At 47.8% G+C, this 18,718-nt stretch carries 19 protein-coding genes; 13 read left to right on the top strand and 6 right to left on the bottom strand.

The window, feature by feature from the left end:
• Nucleotides 1–97: 97 nt before the first annotated feature.
• The 9 genes from ASF99_RS15875 (at nt 98) to ASF99_RS15835 (ending at nt 9,865) form a co-directional block, all read left to right on the top strand.
• The gene (locus ASF99_RS15875; protein WP_023466816.1) at nt 98–1,534 is read left to right on the top strand and encodes an NAD-dependent succinate-semialdehyde dehydrogenase; all 1,437 of its coding nucleotides are present in this window, start codon (nt 98–100) and stop codon (nt 1,532–1,534) included.
• Nucleotides 1,531–3,159, top strand: coding sequence for an acetolactate synthase large subunit (locus ASF99_RS15870; RefSeq protein ID WP_053452454.1), 1,629 nt, complete (start codon nt 1,531–1,533; stop codon nt 3,157–3,159). The genes ASF99_RS15875 and ASF99_RS15870 overlap by 4 nt, the downstream gene beginning before the upstream one ends.
• 5 nt (nt 3,160–3,164) lie before the next feature.
• Entirely contained in the window at nt 3,165–3,491 is a 327-nt protein-coding gene (ytxJ, locus tag ASF99_RS15865) for a bacillithiol system redox-active protein YtxJ (RefSeq protein ID WP_023466812.1), read from the top strand.
• A 293-nt stretch (nt 3,492–3,784) separates the two neighbouring features.
• A complete protein-coding gene (locus ASF99_RS15860) occupies nt 3,785–5,320 on the top strand; it encodes a DHA2 family efflux MFS transporter permease subunit (RefSeq protein ID WP_055969955.1) in 1,536 nt (511 codons plus the stop codon).
• Nucleotides 5,321–5,438: 118 nt separating this feature from the next.
• Nucleotides 5,439–5,735 carry a metal-sensitive transcriptional regulator gene (locus ASF99_RS15855; protein WP_023466810.1) on the top strand — a complete coding sequence of 99 codons (297 nt, stop codon included), beginning with the start codon at nt 5,439–5,441 and terminating at the stop codon, nt 5,733–5,735.
• 13 nt (nt 5,736–5,748) lie between these two features.
• Complete coding sequence (locus tag ASF99_RS15850; RefSeq protein ID WP_053452453.1) at nt 5,749–7,878, top strand: heavy metal translocating P-type ATPase; 2,130 nt, start codon at nt 5,749–5,751, stop codon at nt 7,876–7,878.
• Entirely contained in the window at nt 7,875–8,081 is a 207-nt protein-coding gene (locus ASF99_RS15845) for a heavy-metal-associated domain-containing protein (RefSeq protein ID WP_023466808.1), read from the top strand. The genes ASF99_RS15850 and ASF99_RS15845 overlap by 4 nt, the downstream gene beginning before the upstream one ends.
• An 86-nt stretch (nt 8,082–8,167) precedes the next feature.
• The gene (locus tag ASF99_RS15840; RefSeq protein ID WP_023466807.1) at nt 8,168–8,392 is read left to right on the top strand and encodes a hypothetical protein; all 225 of its coding nucleotides are present in this window, start codon (nt 8,168–8,170) and stop codon (nt 8,390–8,392) included.
• 171 nt (nt 8,393–8,563) lie between these two features.
• Complete coding sequence (locus tag ASF99_RS15835) at nt 8,564–9,865, top strand: globin-coupled sensor protein (protein WP_023466806.1); 1,302 nt, start codon at nt 8,564–8,566, stop codon at nt 9,863–9,865.
• A gap of 56 nt (nt 9,866–9,921) precedes the next feature.
• Here ASF99_RS15835 and ASF99_RS15830 read toward each other — a convergent pair whose 3' ends face one another.
• Both ASF99_RS15830 and ASF99_RS15825 read right to left on the bottom strand, forming a co-directional pair.
• Nucleotides 9,922–10,530 (bottom strand): class F sortase, encoded by a 609-nt coding sequence (locus ASF99_RS15830; protein WP_035399163.1) that lies wholly within the window; start codon nt 10,528–10,530, stop codon nt 9,922–9,924.
• The gene (locus ASF99_RS15825) at nt 10,502–11,290 is read right to left on the bottom strand and encodes a DUF4397 domain-containing protein (protein WP_023466804.1); all 789 of its coding nucleotides are present in this window, start codon (nt 11,288–11,290) and stop codon (nt 10,502–10,504) included. Before ASF99_RS15825 ends, ASF99_RS15830 begins: the two co-directional genes overlap by 29 nt.
• 220 nt (nt 11,291–11,510) lie before the next feature.
• Between ASF99_RS15825 and ASF99_RS15820 the strand changes: the two genes are divergently transcribed.
• Both ASF99_RS15820 and ASF99_RS15815 read left to right on the top strand, forming a co-directional pair.
• A complete protein-coding gene (locus ASF99_RS15820) occupies nt 11,511–11,969 on the top strand; it encodes an Lrp/AsnC family transcriptional regulator (protein ID WP_023466803.1) in 459 nt (152 codons plus the stop codon).
• The gene (locus ASF99_RS15815; RefSeq protein ID WP_055969952.1) at nt 11,969–12,562 is read left to right on the top strand and encodes a LysE family translocator; all 594 of its coding nucleotides are present in this window, start codon (nt 11,969–11,971) and stop codon (nt 12,560–12,562) included. Before ASF99_RS15820 ends, ASF99_RS15815 begins: the two co-directional genes overlap by 1 nt.
• A 45-nt stretch (nt 12,563–12,607) precedes the next feature.
• Here the strand turns inward: ASF99_RS15815 and speB are convergent, their stop codons facing one another.
• From speB to ASF99_RS15800, 3 genes are all read right to left on the bottom strand, one after another.
• Nucleotides 12,608–13,480, bottom strand: a complete 873-nt coding sequence (gene speB / locus ASF99_RS15810) for an agmatinase (RefSeq protein WP_053452449.1) — start codon at nt 13,478–13,480, stop codon at nt 12,608–12,610.
• 114 nt (nt 13,481–13,594) lie between these two features.
• Nucleotides 13,595–14,437: a polyamine aminopropyltransferase gene (gene speE, locus ASF99_RS15805; protein ID WP_023466799.1), complete on the bottom strand. Its 843-nt coding sequence runs from the start codon at nt 14,435–14,437 to the stop codon at nt 13,595–13,597.
• 144 nt (nt 14,438–14,581) lie between these two features.
• Nucleotides 14,582–15,253, bottom strand: a complete 672-nt coding sequence (locus tag ASF99_RS15800; protein ID WP_035399166.1) for an NAD(P)H-dependent oxidoreductase — start codon at nt 15,251–15,253, stop codon at nt 14,582–14,584.
• Between the two features lie 377 nt (nt 15,254–15,630).
• Between ASF99_RS15800 and ASF99_RS15795 the strand changes: the two genes are divergently transcribed.
• On the top strand, nt 15,631–17,187 hold the full coding sequence (locus ASF99_RS15795; protein WP_035399263.1) for a BCCT family transporter: 1,557 nt from the start codon (nt 15,631–15,633) through the stop codon (nt 17,185–17,187).
• A gap of 90 nt (nt 17,188–17,277) precedes the next feature.
• Nucleotides 17,278–18,123, top strand: coding sequence for a metallophosphoesterase (locus ASF99_RS15790; protein ID WP_023466795.1), 846 nt, complete (start codon nt 17,278–17,280; stop codon nt 18,121–18,123).
• Between the two features lie 35 nt (nt 18,124–18,158).
• On the opposite strand, the gene ASF99_RS15785 is transcribed toward ASF99_RS15790, so the two are convergent.
• Nucleotides 18,159–18,653, bottom strand: a complete 495-nt coding sequence (locus tag ASF99_RS15785) for a YwhD family protein (RefSeq protein WP_023466794.1) — start codon at nt 18,651–18,653, stop codon at nt 18,159–18,161.
• Nucleotides 18,654–18,718: the final 65 nt, after the last annotated feature.

The raw sequence follows: 18,718 nt of genomic DNA, 5'->3' as shown, positions 1-18,718 counted from the left end.
CTACCCTTTTGCATAACCTTTCCTTCCGAAAGTGAATCTTTTTTTCTTCGTTCGGGTATACCCTTACCAATGCATGTAAAAAAGGGGGATTTTCAGGATGAAGGGACAATTCTTTATTGGTGGGCAATGGCTAGATCACGGACGAGAACGGACGGATGTTACGAATCCAGCAACTGGAGAAGTCGTCGGTAGTGTACCAAACGGAACAAAATCAGACGTCAACGACGCAGTAGAAGCAGCACGGAAGGCATTTCCTGACTGGTCGAAGCGGACAGTCTACGAACGTGCCGAACTTCTCGAGAAGTTATATGCGAAGATGATTGAGAAAAAAGATGAACTGGCTCGCCTGATGACGCTTGAAATGGGGAAACCGCTCGCTGAGTCAGAAGGTGAAGTGCAGTATGCCGCAAACTTCGTCAAATGGTTTGCAGAGGAAGGAAAACGCGCTTATGGGCGTGTCATTCCAACGCATGATGCGAGCAAACGACTTCAAGTCATCAAACAGCCGGTCGGTGTCGTTGCTGCGATCACACCATGGAATTTCCCGGCTGCCATGATTACCCGAAAGCTTGCTCCGGCACTCGTCGCCGGATGTACGTTCGTCATCAAACCACCAACAGCGACTCCGCTTACCGCGCTTCGTCTTCTTGAACTCTGTCAAGAAGTCGGGATTCCAGAAGGCGTCGTTAATGCCGTTACAGGTAGCGGGAAAGCGCTTGGTGAATCACTCGCGACACATCCACATGTCGATAAGATCACTTTCACTGGTTCAACCGAAGTTGGACGGACGCTGATGGCTCAAGGAGCAGAGACGATCAAAGCGATGTCGCTTGAACTTGGCGGACATGCACCGATTCTCGTCTTTGATGACTGTGATCTCGATTTAGCTGTCGCTGAGACGATTAAGTCGAAATTCCGTAATGGCGGTCAAACGTGCGTCTGCGGAAACCGGATTTACGTATCCGACTCGATCTATGATGCGTTCGTTGAAAAACTCGGGCAAGAGACAGCGAAGCTGAAGACCGGAAATGGTCTTGATGCTGAGACGAAGATTGGACCGATGATCAATAAAGCGGGTTACGATAAAGTCAAAAAACATGTTGATGATGCGACATCCGCTGGTGCACGAGTCGTCACGGGCGGAACAGGAACGACGGATGAGGAGAACGATGTCTATTATTATGAAGCAACCGTTCTCGCGGACGTAAAACCCGGCATGCTGATCATGAACGAGGAGACGTTCGGACCTGTTGCTCCCGTCCAGCGTGTCAGTTCTGATGAGGAAGCGGTTCGTTACGCCAACCAGACACCATTCGGTCTCGCTTCGTATGTCTTTACGAAGGATTACGCCCGTGCGATTCGCGCGATCGAAGGGCTTGATTACGGAATCGTCGGCTGGAATGATGGTGTTCCTTCTGCTGCGCAAGCACCATTTGGTGGAATGAAACAATCCGGTCTCGGACGCGAAGGTGGTAGTGAAGGACTCGAAGCCTATCTCGAGACGAAGTACATTTCAATCGGTGGACTAGCGTGAACGCGGCGGATTGGTTCGTCCAATGTTTAGAGGCAGAGGGCGTCACGCATATCTTTGGTGTTCCCGGTGAGGAAAACATCACATTACTCGAATCACTCAGTCGTTCGTCGATCACGTTCATCACGACGCGTCACGAAACGAATGCTGCGTTCATGGCAGCGATGTTCGGTCGCCTGAGTGGACGACCGGGTGTCTGCCTATCGACACTTGGTCCCGGTGCGACCAATATGATGACCGGTATTGCAAGTGCGACGATGGATCATTCCCCTGTCGTCGCGATCACAGGTCAAGGAGCGACAGCACGGCAACACAAAGCATCGCATCAAATATTTGACCTCGTAGACCTCTATCGTCCGGTCACGAAGTCTAGTACATCCGTTCTGTCGGCGGAGGTCATTCCGGAAATCGTGCGACGTGCCTTCGCGACAGCAAAAAGTGAAAAACCAGGTTCAACCCATATCTCTTTTCCAGAAGACATCGCAACACAAGAACGTGATCAAGCAGCGACACCCTTACAGCAGGACAGTACACCAACGCATCTCCATTCCCTGACGATTGATGATCCTGACGCCTTACGTCTGATCGAACGAGCAAAACGTCCGGTCATCATTGCTGGATTTGGCATTCATCGGCAACAAGCACTTGATGCGTTTCGAGCATTCGTCGAAAAGCTCCAAGCTCCCGTCGTCGAGACGATGATGGGAAAAGGAGCGATTTCTTCACACCATCCGCTTGCCGCACACACAATCGGTTTACCAGACGTCGATTACAACCAACGGATTCTCGATTCGAGTGACCTCATCATTACGGTGGGCTACGATATTACGGAGTTACCTCCGCAAAAATGGAATCCGAAAAAGACACCGATCGTCCATTTGGATACGAATCCTCACGAAATCGATGCTTATTATCCGGTTGTCGCGAACGTAGTCGGACCACTCGTCGATATGCTGACTGTATTGACTCCTTTACTGCCCGAGCGTGCGTGGAACGACTGGCAACAAGATCGCGATAAATTACGCGACGAGATTCAAGAAACGTACTCGCTTGCCCTGCCTTTACATCCTCAAAGTATCGTCCGTGAACTCGAACGAACTGTCGGGGAGGATGGCATGGTCTTCTCGGACGTTGGTGCACACAAAGTCTGGCTCGCACGCCATTATCAAACGACACGTCCGGATCAGTTATTCATTTCCAACGGATTTGCTTCGATGGGCTATGGTTTATCGAGTGCGCTCGCAGCCAAGCTGTTATATCCGGACCGGCGAATCGCCTGTGCCGCTGGAGATGGTGCCTTTTTGATGAATGGACAAGATCTCGAGACCGCTGTTCGTCTGAAGCTTCCGCTCGTCGTATTGATTTGGCGTGACGGAACCTATGGACTGATTGAATGGAAACAACAACAAGCGTTTGGGCGTTCGTCTTACATCACGTTTGACAATCCAGACCTCGTTCAACTGGCTCATGCTTTCGGCGCACTCGGTCTCCGTGTCGGTGAACACGGCTCCCTCGCACATTGTCTTGACCAAGCATTTGCAAGTGATGGACCCGTTTTGATTGACTGTCCGGTCGATTACCGGGAAAATCTAAAGTTAAGTGAACGTCTCCGGACGTATGGAGGATGATATACATGACACAACCACGTAAGCTGCAATCCATTTCTGATTTTGATCAATTTGCGTCCGAACACAACGCGTTCGTGATTTGCAAACACAGCACGACATGTCCGATTAGTGCCGCAGGATTCTCGGAGTATACGAAGTTTGCAGATGAAACGTCTGTTCCAACAGCATATCTTTTCGTCCAAGAAGCTCGGACCTTATCGAATCACATCGCCGAACATTACAGCGTTCGACACGAGTCACCACAAGTCTTATTCATTCAAGACGGTAAATCGGTCTGGACAGCCTCGCATTACGACATCACGAAAGATGCACTCGAAACGAACGTCCAGTAATGCTAGACTTCCGGCTGTTTCAAACTGAAGACCAAGCGCAATTTTTCTTTAACGAGAAGGATTGCGCTTTTTTGTTTACCACGAATCGTTATCCTAGGAAGCGATGTCGAGTGTACAACATGCTTCTTTCCTTGTTTACTTCACTAGAAAAACGCTTTCAATCTTACATAAAAAATAAAATTACCTTTCTTAGCTATTATTATTTGTAATTCGAACTAAATCGGATTAAGATAAACTACAGATAGAACGACCGTATAGAAATATGTACCGTTAGTTTAGTTAGGAGGATATTCATGCAACAAAGTGCAACTCACACAGCTCGAGCTCCTTACGGCATTCTCGCCGTTTTGATGATCGGGGCATTCATTGCTTTCTTAAATAATACGTTGCTCAACATCGCCCTGCCTTCGATCATGAAGGATCTTGCGATTGAACCATCAACTGCTCAATGGCTGTCAACTGGTTTCATGCTCGTCAACGGTGTCTTGATTCCGACATCTGCGTTCTTGATTCAAAAATATTCGGTTCGTCGCCTCTTCTTATTCGCGATGACGCTCTTCTCGGCTGGAACGATTCTTGCCGGCTTCGCAGAAGTCTTCCCTGTCTTGCTTGCAGGACGGATGATTCAAGCATCTGGTTCTGCGATCATGATGCCGTTACTGATGAACGTCATGCTCGTCAGTTTCCCGATTGAAAAACGTGGGACTGCGATGGGCTTCTTCGGATTAATCATGATGGGTGCCCCAGCAATCGGACCGACGTTGTCTGGTTGGATCATCGAGCACTATGATTGGCGGATGTTGTTCCACTTCATCACACCAATCGCCTTGATCGTGCTCGTTGCTGGTTTCTTCTTACTTCGTGACGTCAAGGAACGGTCTGCCACTCGGATCGATCTCGCTTCCGTGGCACTTTCGTCACTTGGTTTCGGTGGCTTACTGTATGGATTCAGCTCAGCTGGCTCTAAAGGTTGGGATAGCTTCCACGTCTATGGAGCTTTGATCGTCGGAGTCATCGCACTCGTGACATTCATTTACCGTCAGCTCCATATGGAACGTCCGATGCTCAACTTCAAGATTTATCGTTACCCGATGTTCGCCTTGTCTTCTGCCATCTCGATGGTCGTCACGATGGCGATGTTCTCGGGCATGTTATTGCTTCCGATCTATGTCCAGACGATTCGCGGTATCTCACCACTTGATGCGGGTCTCATGCTATTACCAGGTGCCATCTTGATGGCCGTCATGTCACCGATCAACGGGAAACTGTTTGATAAGATCGGTGGACGTCCTCTTGCGTTGACTGGTTTGTTCATCACAGTCGTTACCAGTTACTACTTCAGTCAGCTCGAGATGGATACGACGTATACGCATCTGATCGTCCTGTATTCGTTACGGATGTTCGGGATGTCAATGGTCATGATGCCAGTCTCGACGAACGGTTTAAACCAGTTACCAACGCGCTACTATCCACACGGAACAGCGATGAACAATACGTTGCAACAAGTATCCGGTGCGATCGGAACAGCCTTGCTCGTAACGATCATGTCGACGCATGCGAAGACACGTGGGACAGAACTCGCGGCTGAAGCGGCGAAGAACATGACGAGTCAACCGACAGCTGAAGCGGCTGCTGCTCTGAAACAGCAGATTACGATGCAAGCGACGCTTGACGGAATCAACTATGCGTTCTTCATCTCGACGTTCATCGCTGGTCTAGCATTCGTCCTTGCCTTCTTCATTAAACGGGCGACACAAGCCGAAGATATCATCAGCGATCAACGCTCATTGAACGAAACGATCGTCAAACCACAAGTTTCCAATCAGTAAGTGCAAAAGCAGTCGCCTCTCGCGACTGCTTTTTTATTTCTTAAGCTATATACTGGTACCCCCCATACCTATATGTTAGAGTAAAGATAACAACAAGATCACCAAAGGAGGCACGACTATGACACACGATCACCCCGTCGTTCCACGAACGAATGAAGAACAAGATGCGTTGATGAAGCGATTGAAGCGCATCGAAGGACAAGTCCGCGGGATTGCTAATATGGTCGCTGAAGATCGGTATTGTATCGACATTTTGACGCAAACGGCATCAATCCAAGCAGCTTTGCGGCAAGTCGAACTACAAATCATCGAACGCCACGTTAAGATGTGCATGCATGAAGTCGCCACCCGTCAAGATAGTACGGACGCTTACGTCGATGAATTGATGTCGGTCATCGCTCGATTGAAAAAGTAAGGAGGGTTTTCTGATGTCAAAAACGATTGAGTTTGATATTGAAGGCATGACGTGTGCCGCCTGCTCCGCCCGGATTGAAAAAGTCCTCAACCGGATGGACGGGGTTGAAGCAACGGTCAACTTGCCGCTTGAAACCGCTCGTGTTTCGATTTCTGATTCTTATGACGATCAAGCGATCATCGAAAAAATCCGAAAAATCGGCTACGGGGCAACGGTCAAACAAGCACCACACGCAACAAAATCGAATCGCCGGATGCTGTATCGCTTTATGATCGCGGCCATTCTATCGTTACCGTTGCTCGCGAGCATGCTGACGCATATTCCAAACAGTCCGTTCCACCTTCCATTCTTAATGAATCCGTGGCTACAGTTTGCTTTAGCGACACCGGTGCAATTCATCATCGGAGCGCCCTTCTATAGTGGGGCTTATAAAAGTTTACGGAGTGGGAGTGCCAACATGGATGTCCTCGTTGCACTCGGAACATCGGCAGCCTACTTTTATTCCGTTGCTGAAATGCTACTCGTCTCTGATATGCCGCATCTCTACTTTGAGACGAGTGCGATTCTGATTACACTCGTCTTACTCGGCAAGGTCCTCGAAGACCGTGCGAAACAACAGACGACGGGAGCAATTAAAAGCCTGCTCTCCCTACAAGCAAAGGAAGCCGTCATCTTAGAGGACGGACAGGAACGAACGGTCTCCATCGATGCAATTCAAACCGGGATGATCTTACTCGTAAAACCTGGGAATAAAATTCCGACAGATGGTATCATTCGCTCAGGCGACGCGTATCTCGATGAATCGATGTTGACCGGTGAATCTGCGCCTGTTCATAAAACGGTTGGGGCATCCGTCATTGGTGGTACGCTGAATACGAACGGATCTTTACAAGTCGAAGCGACAAAGATCGGACAAGCGACGGTTCTTTCACAAATCATTCGTGTCGTCGAACAAGCGCAGACTGAAAAGGCACCGATTCAACGACAAGCCGATCGGATTTCTGGTGTGTTCGTGCCGATCGTCGTTGCCATCGCGCTTCTGACGTTAGCCGCTTGGTGGATGATCAGTGGATCCTTTGCGGAAGCGATTCGTCCTGCCATCGCGGTGCTCGTCATCGCTTGTCCATGTGCACTCGGACTTGCGACACCGACTTCGATCATGGTCGGAACTGGAAAAGGGGCTGAACGAGGGATTCTCTTTAAAGGGGGCGCTCAACTCGAGAATCTTCAACATGTCGATGCTGTCGTCTTTGATAAGACCGGAACACTGACAGTCGGTCGCCCTGTCGTCGTCGAAACGTTCGGTACGGAGACAGCGCTCGATTTCGCTGCTGCGCTTGAACGGCAATCGGAACACCCTCTTGCTCGCGCCATCACAGCAGAACGGGATGTCGTCTTTGATATCGAACGGTTCCACGTCGAATCAGGACGTGGGATCACGGGACAAATCATGGGACATGATCTCATCGTCGGATCGGCGCGAATGATGCAGGAACGAAACATCATTCTTCCTGATTGGACATCACCTGGAGCGACTCTCGTATACGTCGCTGTCGATGGAGAAGTTGCAGCCGGATACGCCATCCGTGACGCGCTAAAAGATTCAGCGAAAGAAACGATCAAGCGGTTGCGCGAGACAAAAGAAGTATATCTCTTGACCGGTGATCGTCGTGAAGTCGCTGATCATTTAGCAACAGAACTGGGACTGGATCCAGCGTTCGTCTTTGCTGACGTTTTGCCGATTGAAAAGGCAGATGTCATTCAGTCACTTCAACAAACGAAACGTGTCGCGATGGTCGGAGACGGTATCAATGATGCCCCTGCTCTCGTAACAGCAGATGTCGGCATCGCGCTCGGTAGCGGAACGGACGTTGCCCTTGAAGCAGCCGACGTGACGCTACTTGGACACGACTTAAAACAAGTTTTACTTGCGATCGAGCTGAGTGAGCAGACGATGAAAAACATTCGTCAAAATCTCGTCTTTGCACTCGGTTATAACACGATTGGTATTCCGGTCGCCTTTCTCGGTCTGCTTGCCCCATGGCTTGCGGGTGCCGCGATGGCATTCAGCTCTGTCTCTGTCGTGACGAATGCGTTACGATTAAAACGTACCCCACTATCTGAAGGAGGAACATCATCATGAAAGAAACAACATTATCTGTTATCGGTATGACATGCAATCACTGTAAAGCAAGTGTCGAATCAGCTTTATCTGAAGTCGAAGGTGTACAACATGCTACTGTCTCACTCGAACAAAACCAGGTTACAGTCCAGCACGAGGATGTTCCTCGTGAACGTCTCGTCGATGCGATCGAAGAAATCGGCTACGATGTACCGACTGCTTAAATTTTCATGCCAAACTGCTTCTAACACGCAGTTTGGCTTTTTTATTTTTTGAAAAGCGGGAATGTACGGAGTAAGGAGGGGTTCGTATGGTACCGAAAATCGAATTCGTAGAACACTTCGACGACAACAAAGGAAAACGATTTAAAATCGAACTTTGGAATCTCGGAACCTTCACATTCAGTGCCGAGTCAGCTCGTGGACCTGTCACCCGTTTCACCTCCATTGACATTCAATTCGTTCAAGCTTGCGTTCAACGAATGCGCTCGATCGTGGACGCTAAAAAAGCATTTCAGGAAGACCAACCAGTCTAATCCTGTTCTTTTTCCATTCTCCTCATGGCGCTTGCCATGAGTTTTTTTGTTTCCGGTCAATGTTTTTCAATATTTTTGTCTTTTTTTCGAAAACCAGTATCGCTTCGGCAAGATGAACCGATAAGAAACAGACATCATTTTATTCACATCTTGAGTATTGGAGGCAACTACGTGCGTAATCCTTTTAAAAGTAAGACTACTTCGGCTTATCAAGCTACCATCGGCTTTCCTGATTCCCGTCTCATTACGAAGACGGCAGATCCTGATCTCACATCCCGTCTCGTATACATGGGGTATACAGAAGAACAGCTACAGACACTTAAATCGATGGCACCTGTCGTTCAAGGCATCTTAGATGAGGTTCTTGAACAGGTCCTCGATCATCTTCTATTAAATCCTGAGATGGCAACCATCGCAAAACAATCGTCGACACGCGAACGACTGAAGAAAGTCTTTGCTGACTACTTCACGAGTCTACTGACAGGAAATATGAACGAGTCATTCCTCGCGATGCGTACGCGAATGGGACAGACACATAAACACAACTTCGTTCCCGTCACTTGGTTCATCGCTTCGTATGCTGCGTTTCAGACGTTGTTGATTCCAAAAATCGTCGAACACTATCAGCATGACCCAGCACAACTGACAACAGCTGTGCTTGCATTGACTCACGCAATGAACTTAGACGCTCAGATCGTGACGAGCCAGTACGTCGATTCTCGCTTGAATGAAGTGACGACGGCGAACGAGTCACGCCGTCAACTTTTGACGGACGTCGTTCGTGTCAGTCAAGAAGTCGCAAGCTCAGTTGAGCACACGGATCATGCCATCATCGAGACGAGCCGACGTGCTTCACAAGTATTAGCAGAAACAGCTCAGACGGAGCAGACAAGCCAGCAACTCGTTCAAATGACGATTGCTAACGAACGACAGATGCAACAGATGGAGCAACAATTCGCTCAATCGACACAACAAGTTGGTACTTCGCTTGAAAGCATCCATGAATTGAAGACGACATCGGATGAGATCGTCCAGATGACGCAAAGCATCGAAGCGATCGCCAATCAGACGAACTTACTCGCGTTGAATGCTTCGATTGAAGCAGCACGTGCCGGTGAACACGGTAAAGGATTTGCTGTCGTCGCGACGGAAGTTCGAAACCTTGCCGAGAATGCGAAATCGTTGAGTAGCAGTATCAACGGTCTGATTCAAAAGAACAATGGTAATATCACACAACTCGTTTCTCAGATGGAAGACATTACACGTGCCAACACCGCATCTCAGCAAGAATTGCAACAAGTTAAACAAGGAATTCAAACCGTTAAGAGTGAAATGGAGAATTCCCTCACCTTGTTTGGACGCAACAAAGAAAACCTCGGGCAAATCGTCGAGACGATCCAAGGTCTCAGTAAGACGACACAAGGCTTGACGACACTGACGACGGATCTTGTCGCTGCTTCCGAAACACATTAAAAAATAGGCAATTCTTATTCTCGGTTTTAACCGAAATAAGAATTGCCTATTTTACTTTACTCGTCTTGTTCTGCTGTGACGACAAGACGCTGATCGTATCCTTTTGATTCTGAAAACGTACCTATACATGAAATGAGCGTCAGTTTATTCATGACGGTTGCACCGAAGATTGATCCGACAGGTGCTTCATCGACAGGATAGGACATGACGTTCGTCACCACGTACGATACCTGTTGTCCTGTTTTTCCCGTCACTTCAATCCGTTGCCCTTTTTTCATCTTGGCTAAATCATAAAAAACAGCGGGACCTTCTTGATCATCCAAATGTCCGGCTAGCACGACATTTCCGGTTTGTCCGGCCTTTGCTCCGTATTTATACCAAGCGACCTGATCGGTCTGTTTCGGAACATCCATCCGTCCTTGTTTATCCTTCCCGACGACTTCGATGTTCGCTTTCACATCGAGCGTCGGAATTGTAATACGCGTTGGTATGAACGCCTCTTCGTCCACCTTTTCGGATGGCGTGGACGAAGAAGACGTCGTTGTTTCGGTTTGTTTTGGTTTTTCCGGCTTTGTAGCATCTGGAGGTGATCCCGATTGACATCCGGCTAATACGAGTAAGAGAAGAAGACTACTCTTAAGCGTTTTGTTTACGACGGACGACATACGCTGTTCCTACTAACAAGGCAGCTGCTGCTGCGACTGCCCATGGTGTAGCAGAAGCCGTATCAGATGAACCACCAAGTCCTGTTTCTGGCATTGATGCCATTTCACCACCGTCTGGGATCAAGAGGACTTCAAATGCTGGTTCGCCTTCAAGTAAGCCGATTGCGAGTGCTGTATAGTTTTTGCCACTGTCGAGTTTGACACCATCCAGTGCTTTGACGACATCCGTTGCGCCTGCAGGACGGACTTCAAGGTCATACGTACCTGCATCGAGTGTACCGTAGTCAGAGACTTTTGAGAATTCAAGGTTACTGAAGAGTGGGTCTCCACCTTTTGGTGCGACATCAACAGCTGGCGCATCTGGTGCAAAGTGTGCGACACGAACCATTGATTTTCCATCTTCGCCTTTACCATTGTCTTCCATGACCGCGAGTTTGATATCAGCTAATTTGCCGATTGCTGCGACCGAATAGAATTTACCAGCTTCTACGTTGAGTGTTTGAGAGAGCACAGGATCTTTCGTAGTTCCTGCAGCGAATACTTCTACTTTATGTTCGCCAGCTGGTAGTGTGAGATAATCTGTGACATCTTTGAATTTTGCTCCTGATACCGCTTTTTTGCCATCGACCGCGATATCGACTGCCGGAGCATCTGGTGAAGCATGAATGACACGAACCATTGCGTCATCCGCTGCGCCTACTGGTAGCACGAATAGTGCAAACAGCAACGTAGCGGTCACAAACGATAAGAGTTTCTTCATCTTTTTTCCACCTTTCTGATTGTCAAATGTACATCGCTCTCAAACCAATGTTCTTACACTTCAGAACATTTCCTTCGTGGTGACATCTTAAACTTAAGATACTGCCGTAAATGTGTAAAGATTTCAGTGTGCTATGAACTTGTTCTACAAACACGTTGACTTTTTCTTTCTTTTCGAAATAAAATATCTTAAATAACAATAGAAAAGAAGGTTAAAACCTATGGATTCCTACGATTTAAAAATTATTACTTTTTTGAAAAGGGATGCCCGGATGAAATGGTCAACACTTGCACAACACATCGGCTTATCGGCACCGGCTGTTGCAGAGCGCGTCGCACGCTTACAAGAGCAAGGTATCATCCGTCAGTTGACGACGGTTCTAGACCCCTCCTCCTTTGACTATCGTCTTGCTGCATTCGTCGCTGTTTCACTCGAGCGACCGGAACATCGAGCGCCATTTCTAAAACGGATTCAAGAACTTGAGTATGTACTGGAATGCCATCACGTCGCCGGGGACGATGATTACCTACTTAAAATCCGTTGTCGGGATACAGAACAACTTGATGAAATCATCACCTACCACATCAAAGAATTAGCAGGTATCCTGCGGACGAAAACGACGATCATCATGCGAACGGAAAAGGAGTCGCTTCATTTTCCGTTACCCGAGGTCGACTGATGTTTACGACTGGTTTTGGAATCGGGTTTGCCTTAGCCGCCCCCGTCGGTCCGATTGGCCTCTTATGCATGCAACGAACTCTTCGACATGGACGAATTTCCGGAATTGTTTCCGGACTCGGAGCCGCAACGGCAGACTTTACTTATGGATTGCTTGCCTTATCTGGTTTTTCACTCGTCCAATCTTTACTCACCCAAGCATCCTGGATGCAACTGATCGGCAGTCTGTTTTTGTGTTACATCGGCTGGTCGATGTTTCAAGCTTCTTCGACCGCCTCAATTTCCGATACAGTCTCGTCACGGTTAAGTAACTATCTATCCGTCTTACCCCTGACGTTCTTGAACCCCATGACGATCACGCTATTCCTGGCGTTGTTCGCACGATTTAAATTGACGATGACGAACGGACAGGATGCCTTTTTGTTTCTAATCGGTATTTTTCTCGGTTCTGCCACTTGGTGGGTCATCTTGGCGAACATCACACACCTGCTCAAGCACCAGCTTGCGACACCCACTTTACGTATCATCCAGTGGACGTCTGCCAGTCTAATCATCGGATTCGGTGCGTTCGGGATCATTCAATTCTTCCTCTAAACAAAACAAAAGAGACCGACATCACGTCCGGTCTCTTTTGCTTTTTCATTTAATGAATCCAATCATCATTTCGCGTAATACTTTCGCTGCCGCGATCGCTGTCATGTCGGATTGATCGTACGCTGGGCATACTTCTACCAAATCCGCGCCGATGACGTCGACGTCTGCTCGTGCGATCATATGAACGACTTCAAGTAGTTCCTTCGTTGTCACTCCACCGATTTCTTGTGTACCTGTCCCTGGTGCTGCTGACGGATCGAGAACATCGATATCGATCGTGACATAGACCTTTTTACCGGAAAGTGTCGGAAGAACTTGACGAAGCGGCTCGACGATCTCGTATTTGAAGAGGTTGTAGCCTGACGTTTTCGCCCATTCGAACTCTTCTTTCATACCTGAACGAATTCCGAATGAATAGCAGTTCTCTGGTCCGATCAAGTTTGCGATTTTCTTAAGTGGCGTCGAGTGCGACAATGGCTCTCCTTCATACTCATCGCGTAAGTCCGTATGCGCATCAAAGTGAAGCACGACGAAATCATCGTAGTGTTTATCGAACGCTTTGACGACTGGCCACGTGACTAAATGTTCGCCACCCATACCGAGCGGGAACTTGCCTGCTGTCAGTAACGAATCGACGTAATCTTCAATCATATCAAGTGATTTTTGAGCATTCCCGAATGGTAACGGGATATCTCCCGCGTCAAACAACTTCGCGTCGGCGATGTCACCATCTAAGTACGGGCTATATTCTTCTAAACCAAGAGATACTTCACGGATACGTGCCGGACCAAATCGTGAACCCGGACGGAAACTGACCGTCCAGTCCATCGGCATGCCGTATAAAATTCCTTTTGCATCTTCGTGAGTCGGTTGACTAGCGATAAAGACTTTTCCTGAATATGCTTCATCAAAACGCATGATCCATTCCCCCTGTTCATTTGCCGTTTGCTGATACAAACGTCTGTTTACCTGACAACAGAGCGATTTCGAAGATCGAAACCGCTCTGTTCATGTGTGCTATAGTGACTGAGCTCAGCCGTTCGTCAAATCTTTAACGAATTTCGGAAGTGCGAAAGCTGCCGTGTGAAGCTCAGGCGTGTAATACTTCGTGTCGATCTCGTGGAAACGCTCTGGTGCAACAGCAAGCGGATCGTGTTTCTTTGATCCGATCGTGAACGTCCAAAGACCACTTGGGTACGTCGGAACGTTAGCGATGTAGAGCTTCGTGATTGGGAAGATTTCTTTAACATCACGTTGGACATCACGGATCAAGTCTGGTGTGAACCATGGGTTATCCGATTGTGCGACGAAAATACCGTCTTCTTTCAATGCTTTTGAAATACCAGAGTAGAAGCCTTTCGTGAACAAGTTGACCGCTGGACCAACTGGTTCAGTCGAGTCGACCATGATGACATCATACTCGTTTTCTGCTTCTGCGATATGCATGAATCCATCCCCAACGATGACTTCGACGCGTGCATCGTCCAATCCACCTGCAATGTTCGGGAGGTATTTTTTCGAATACTCGATGACTTTTCCGTCGATTTCAACTAAAACAGCTTTTTCGACGGACGGGTGTTTCAAGACTTCACGGATGACTCCGCCGTCTCCTCCACCAACGACCAGAACCGATTTTGGATTCGGGTGTGTGAACAACGGGACGTGCGCGACCATCTCGTGGTAAACGAACTCGTCCTTATCTGTCGTCATGACCATTCCGTCAAGTAACAACATCGTACCGAACTCGTCCGTTTCAACCATCTCTAGGCGTTGAAACTCCGTTTGTTCGCTCTCATAAACGTGGTTGACACGGAATGTGATACCGTAATCTTCCGTTTGGTGTTCCGTGAACCATAACTTTAATTTTTGTTCCATTTGCGATAGAACCCCTTTCTTTCATCAAGACAAAAGTTGTTCGTATGCGAGTGGCGTTTACGGCGCTTCTTAATCATACAAATGCGAGTATACCGAATTTCGAAAGAAACTTCTATATAATTCGAAAATTTTTGTCTTCTGTCTTTACTCGACGAACGTCACGATTTCATCAAGTGGACGACGTTGCTTATCACGTTTTGGTTCGTCTGCCCGGTAACCGAATGCGACCATGACCGGCACCGTGAAAACAGAACGATCGAGCAGTCCACGATCGACGAGTAATTGCTCGACGGCTTGCTGGTCGAATCCTTCGATTGGACATGAATCGATACCGATTTGTGCTGCCGTCGACATCATGTTTCCGAGTGCGATATAGGCTTGTTTTGCTGCCCAGTCTTCCATCGCTTTTGGGTTATCACCAATCGCGAAATCCTCCTCTAAAAACAGACCATAACGCTTCGTCCGTCCGGCCTTTGCTTCTTCGGATAGACCAAGGAAATCCATCATCTGCGTGACATGTGGACCATTTGCCTGCATTTGTTCTCCTGTCCGGGCGAGGAACAAGACGAAGTGACTCGCTGTCGGCAATTGTCCTTGTGCGCCCCAAGAGATTTCTTTTAATGCGTCTCGGATTTCTGGATTTTGAATGACGAGCATATTCCATGGCTCATATCCGAACGAGCTCGGTGACAGACGCGCCGTTTCTAAAATGAACCGAAAATCGTCTTCTGGGATCATTTGACCATTAAATGTCTTGGTCGCATGACGAGATTGAAATGCTTCGAGAATCGCTTGTTTTTGTTGTTGTTTTTCCATTGGAAATGCCTCCTTCAAAATGATGACTGCTTTTGTTATATCAAATCTGATTTCAGACCGCCTCTGATTTGCTCACATCAAGCTTTACGTTAGTTTTAAGACGAAACGGGAAATAATAGTATTAACGTTTTCCTTTTTTTATTTCCACATTATTTTAAAAACGCTTGATTGCAATCTTTTTTGCTTATCCTTCCATGAAAAACATTGATCTCTTTATTCTCATTTCCCGGTCGATTTGCTTTTCCACACAAATGTTTGTTACGGTAGTACCCTGCGTGATTAGGTTTTGTTATCGGATCGACGGGGTAATGATAATGTCGTTGCCATCATTTGATACAGAACAACTATGTAAAATTCGAAAGAAGGTGTTGAACACGATGGAAAATAATCGAAAAAGTAAGATCACAAAAGTCTTTATGGTATCCGTCATTTTCTGTGTGCTCTTTACCATATGGGGAATCTTACCGGAATCCCTAATCGGTGCAGCTAGTCTCGGAAATGTCACAGCTAAAGCACAATCCTTTGTTTCTAACGGATTTGGCTGGCTATATCTTCTCGGCATGAGTGCTTTTTTAATCATTGCTATCTTTTTAATCTTTTCCCGCTTCGGTTCGATTCGACTCGGTAAGGATTCGGACCGTCCTGAATATGGTCTCATTTCTTGGTTTGCTATGCTCTTCAGTGCTGGTATGGGAATCGGGCTTGTCTTCTGGGGTGTCTCAGAGCCATTGACGCACTTTCATACACCGCCAGTCGCAACAGATGATCCAACGGAAGCAGCACGCCTCGCGATGCGCTATTCATTCTTCCACTGGGGATTACATCCTTGGGCATTATACGCGATCGTCGCGCTTGCTATCGCTTACTCGACATTCCGAAAAGGACGTCCAGCTACGATTGGTGACACTGTCGCTTCATTGATGAAGCCTCGGTATGCTTCTGCCGGTAAAGGTACCGTCGAAGTACTCGCCATCGTCGCAACAGCATTTGGTGTCGCGACGTCGCTCGGTCTCGGTGCACAACAAATCTCAGGTGGATTGAACTTCCTAACGAGTAGTATTCCTAACTCCTTCCTGACACAAATGATCATCATTGTCGTTGTGTCTGTCCTTTACATGATGAGTGCGGCATCCGGACTCGATAAAGGAATCGTTCGTCTCAGTAACGCCAACATCGTCCTCGCCGTTCTGTTGATGATCGGCGTCCTGTTCCTCGGACCGTTCAGTTTCATCATGGACCTCTTCGTGCAAACAACAGGTGCTTATTTGCAAAACTTACCGGTCATGAGTTTCCGGGCATCTGCCTTTAATCCAGACGAACGAGGCTGGATCAACGATTGGACGATCTTCTACTGGGCATGGTGGATTTCCTGGTCACCATTCGTCGGTACGTTCATCGCCCGTGTCTCGAAAGGACGGACGATTCGTGAGTTCGTCATCGGGATTATGCTCGTCCCAACGATCTTTGGTCTCCTTTGGTTCTCTGTCTTCGGTGGATCAGCGATTTGGAACGAATTGTTCCAAAATGTCGATCTGATCTCGACGGTCAACGATAAAGGAGTCGAAACCGGTATGTTTGCTCTATTTGAAACATTCGGTGGCTTAGGCACGTTCCTTAGCATCGTCGCTGTCTTCTTGATTACGACGTTCTTCATTACTTCGGCTGACTCCGCGACATATGTTCTCGGTATGCTATCGTCTGGTGGTAGTCTCATGCCAAGCTTACGCATCAAGCTTGCTTGGGGTATCATCCAGTCTTCAATCGCCGCCGTCTTACTTTATGCCGGAGGATTGAGTGCCCTACAGGCAGCAGCTGTTCTAGCCGCCTTCCCGTTCATCTTCGTCGTCGGAATGATGGTCATCGCCCTGTTCAAAGATTTATCGGAAGAACCCGATGCGCAAAAAGAAGTCACAGACTTAAAACAAGATGCCTAAATCGTTTTGAATTCCTCCTTCCGTCGCATACGGAAGGAGGTCTTTTTTGTTATCCTGAATTATGCAAAGTAGAAAGAAATGAGGTGGCTCATGCGAAAACGTACACGCTGGTTAGTATCCCTCAGCGTCCTCGCATTAGGAAGCTGGTTTTTATATCGTGAAAATAACATCATTGATGTCTCACAGGTGACGGTTACGTCAAATCGCTTACCGGAAGCATTTGATGGTTATCGTGTCGTCCAAGTAGCAGATTTACATGGCAAGGCGTTCGGGAATGAACAAGAACGACTACTGAAGAAAATTGATCGCGAAAAGCCGGATCTCGTCGTCATGACTGGCGATTTGATTGACTCGAGGCGAAACGGTGAAGAAGCTGCCCTTACACTCATGAAAGCGCTCGTTGATCGATACCCGGTCTACTTCGTCACCGGGAATCATGAGGTTCGGCTCAATCTAACGATTTTGCCAAAGCTTGAGCAACTGGGTGTCACCGTTCTCCGAAATCAATCACGTGTCATCGAATACCAAGGTCAATCAATTTCGCTGATCGGTATCGATGACCCGACGACGACACGGTGGCGCGAAGGGCTATCAGAACCGGATGGAATTCGTCAAAGTCTCGATCAAGCATTGCAAGACGTATCACCTGATGCGTTTCGACTTTTGCTTGCGCATCGTCCGGAATATAAATCCTTGTATGCCGAGCGTTCCGTTGATCTCGTCTTATCCGGTCACGCCCACGGCGGACAGATCCGCCTGCCGTTTACGGAAGGTCTGTATGCGCCTGGTCAAGGATTCTTTCCAACCGTGACGGCAGGTCGCTATCAGGAACAGCAGACCGAACTGATCGTCAGTCGTGGTCTCGGAAACAGCCTGTTTCCGTTTCGTCTGTTCAATCATCCAGAACTCGTCGTCTTGACGCTGAAACGACCATGAAAAAAGAACGTGTGCCGCGGCACACGTTCTTTTGTTTAGACCAACGCTTCATGTAAAGCAGCGTCAGCATTTTCCCACATCTCAGGTTTATGTGTCTGCAAGAAATCACGTAACAATTCTTTTGAACGCTCATCCATATGATCGACGACAATTCGTCCTTTAAGGGATTTATCCATCTTATTGACGTGATCAGCAAGAATCTTGAATCCGCGACGCGCTTCCGCATCGACTAGCAGATCGCACGCAGCCACACCGCCGTAATAGAATCCTTCTGGCTTACGACCGACCGTCACCCAGACGATCCAGTACAGTTTGCCATTCGGCGTATCGGCTTTATCCGTCGTGAACTTGACGCGTTTCTCGATTGCTGCTTTCGCGTGCATCGCACCCATGTCGATGTAAGCTTCACCGTCTTCAGGAGAAATGATGACGGGTGACATACTATTTAAGCTAAGTGTCCCGACACCAAATCCTCCGTGACCGTCTGTAGAGTTATCTGAAATGATATTAAAGTTAATCTTTTTTTCCATCGTGTTTTGTCCCCTTTTAATCCTGTTGCTTCTATCATACCGTATTCCGAGGTGTCTGCAACCAG

This window comes from Exiguobacterium sp. Leaf187 (genome assembly GCF_001423925.1).
In the GTDB taxonomy this organism is placed as follows: Bacteria; Bacillota; Bacilli; order Exiguobacteriales; family Exiguobacteriaceae; genus Exiguobacterium_A; species Exiguobacterium_A indicum.
This window is presented reverse-complemented; position numbering and strand designations above follow the sequence as displayed.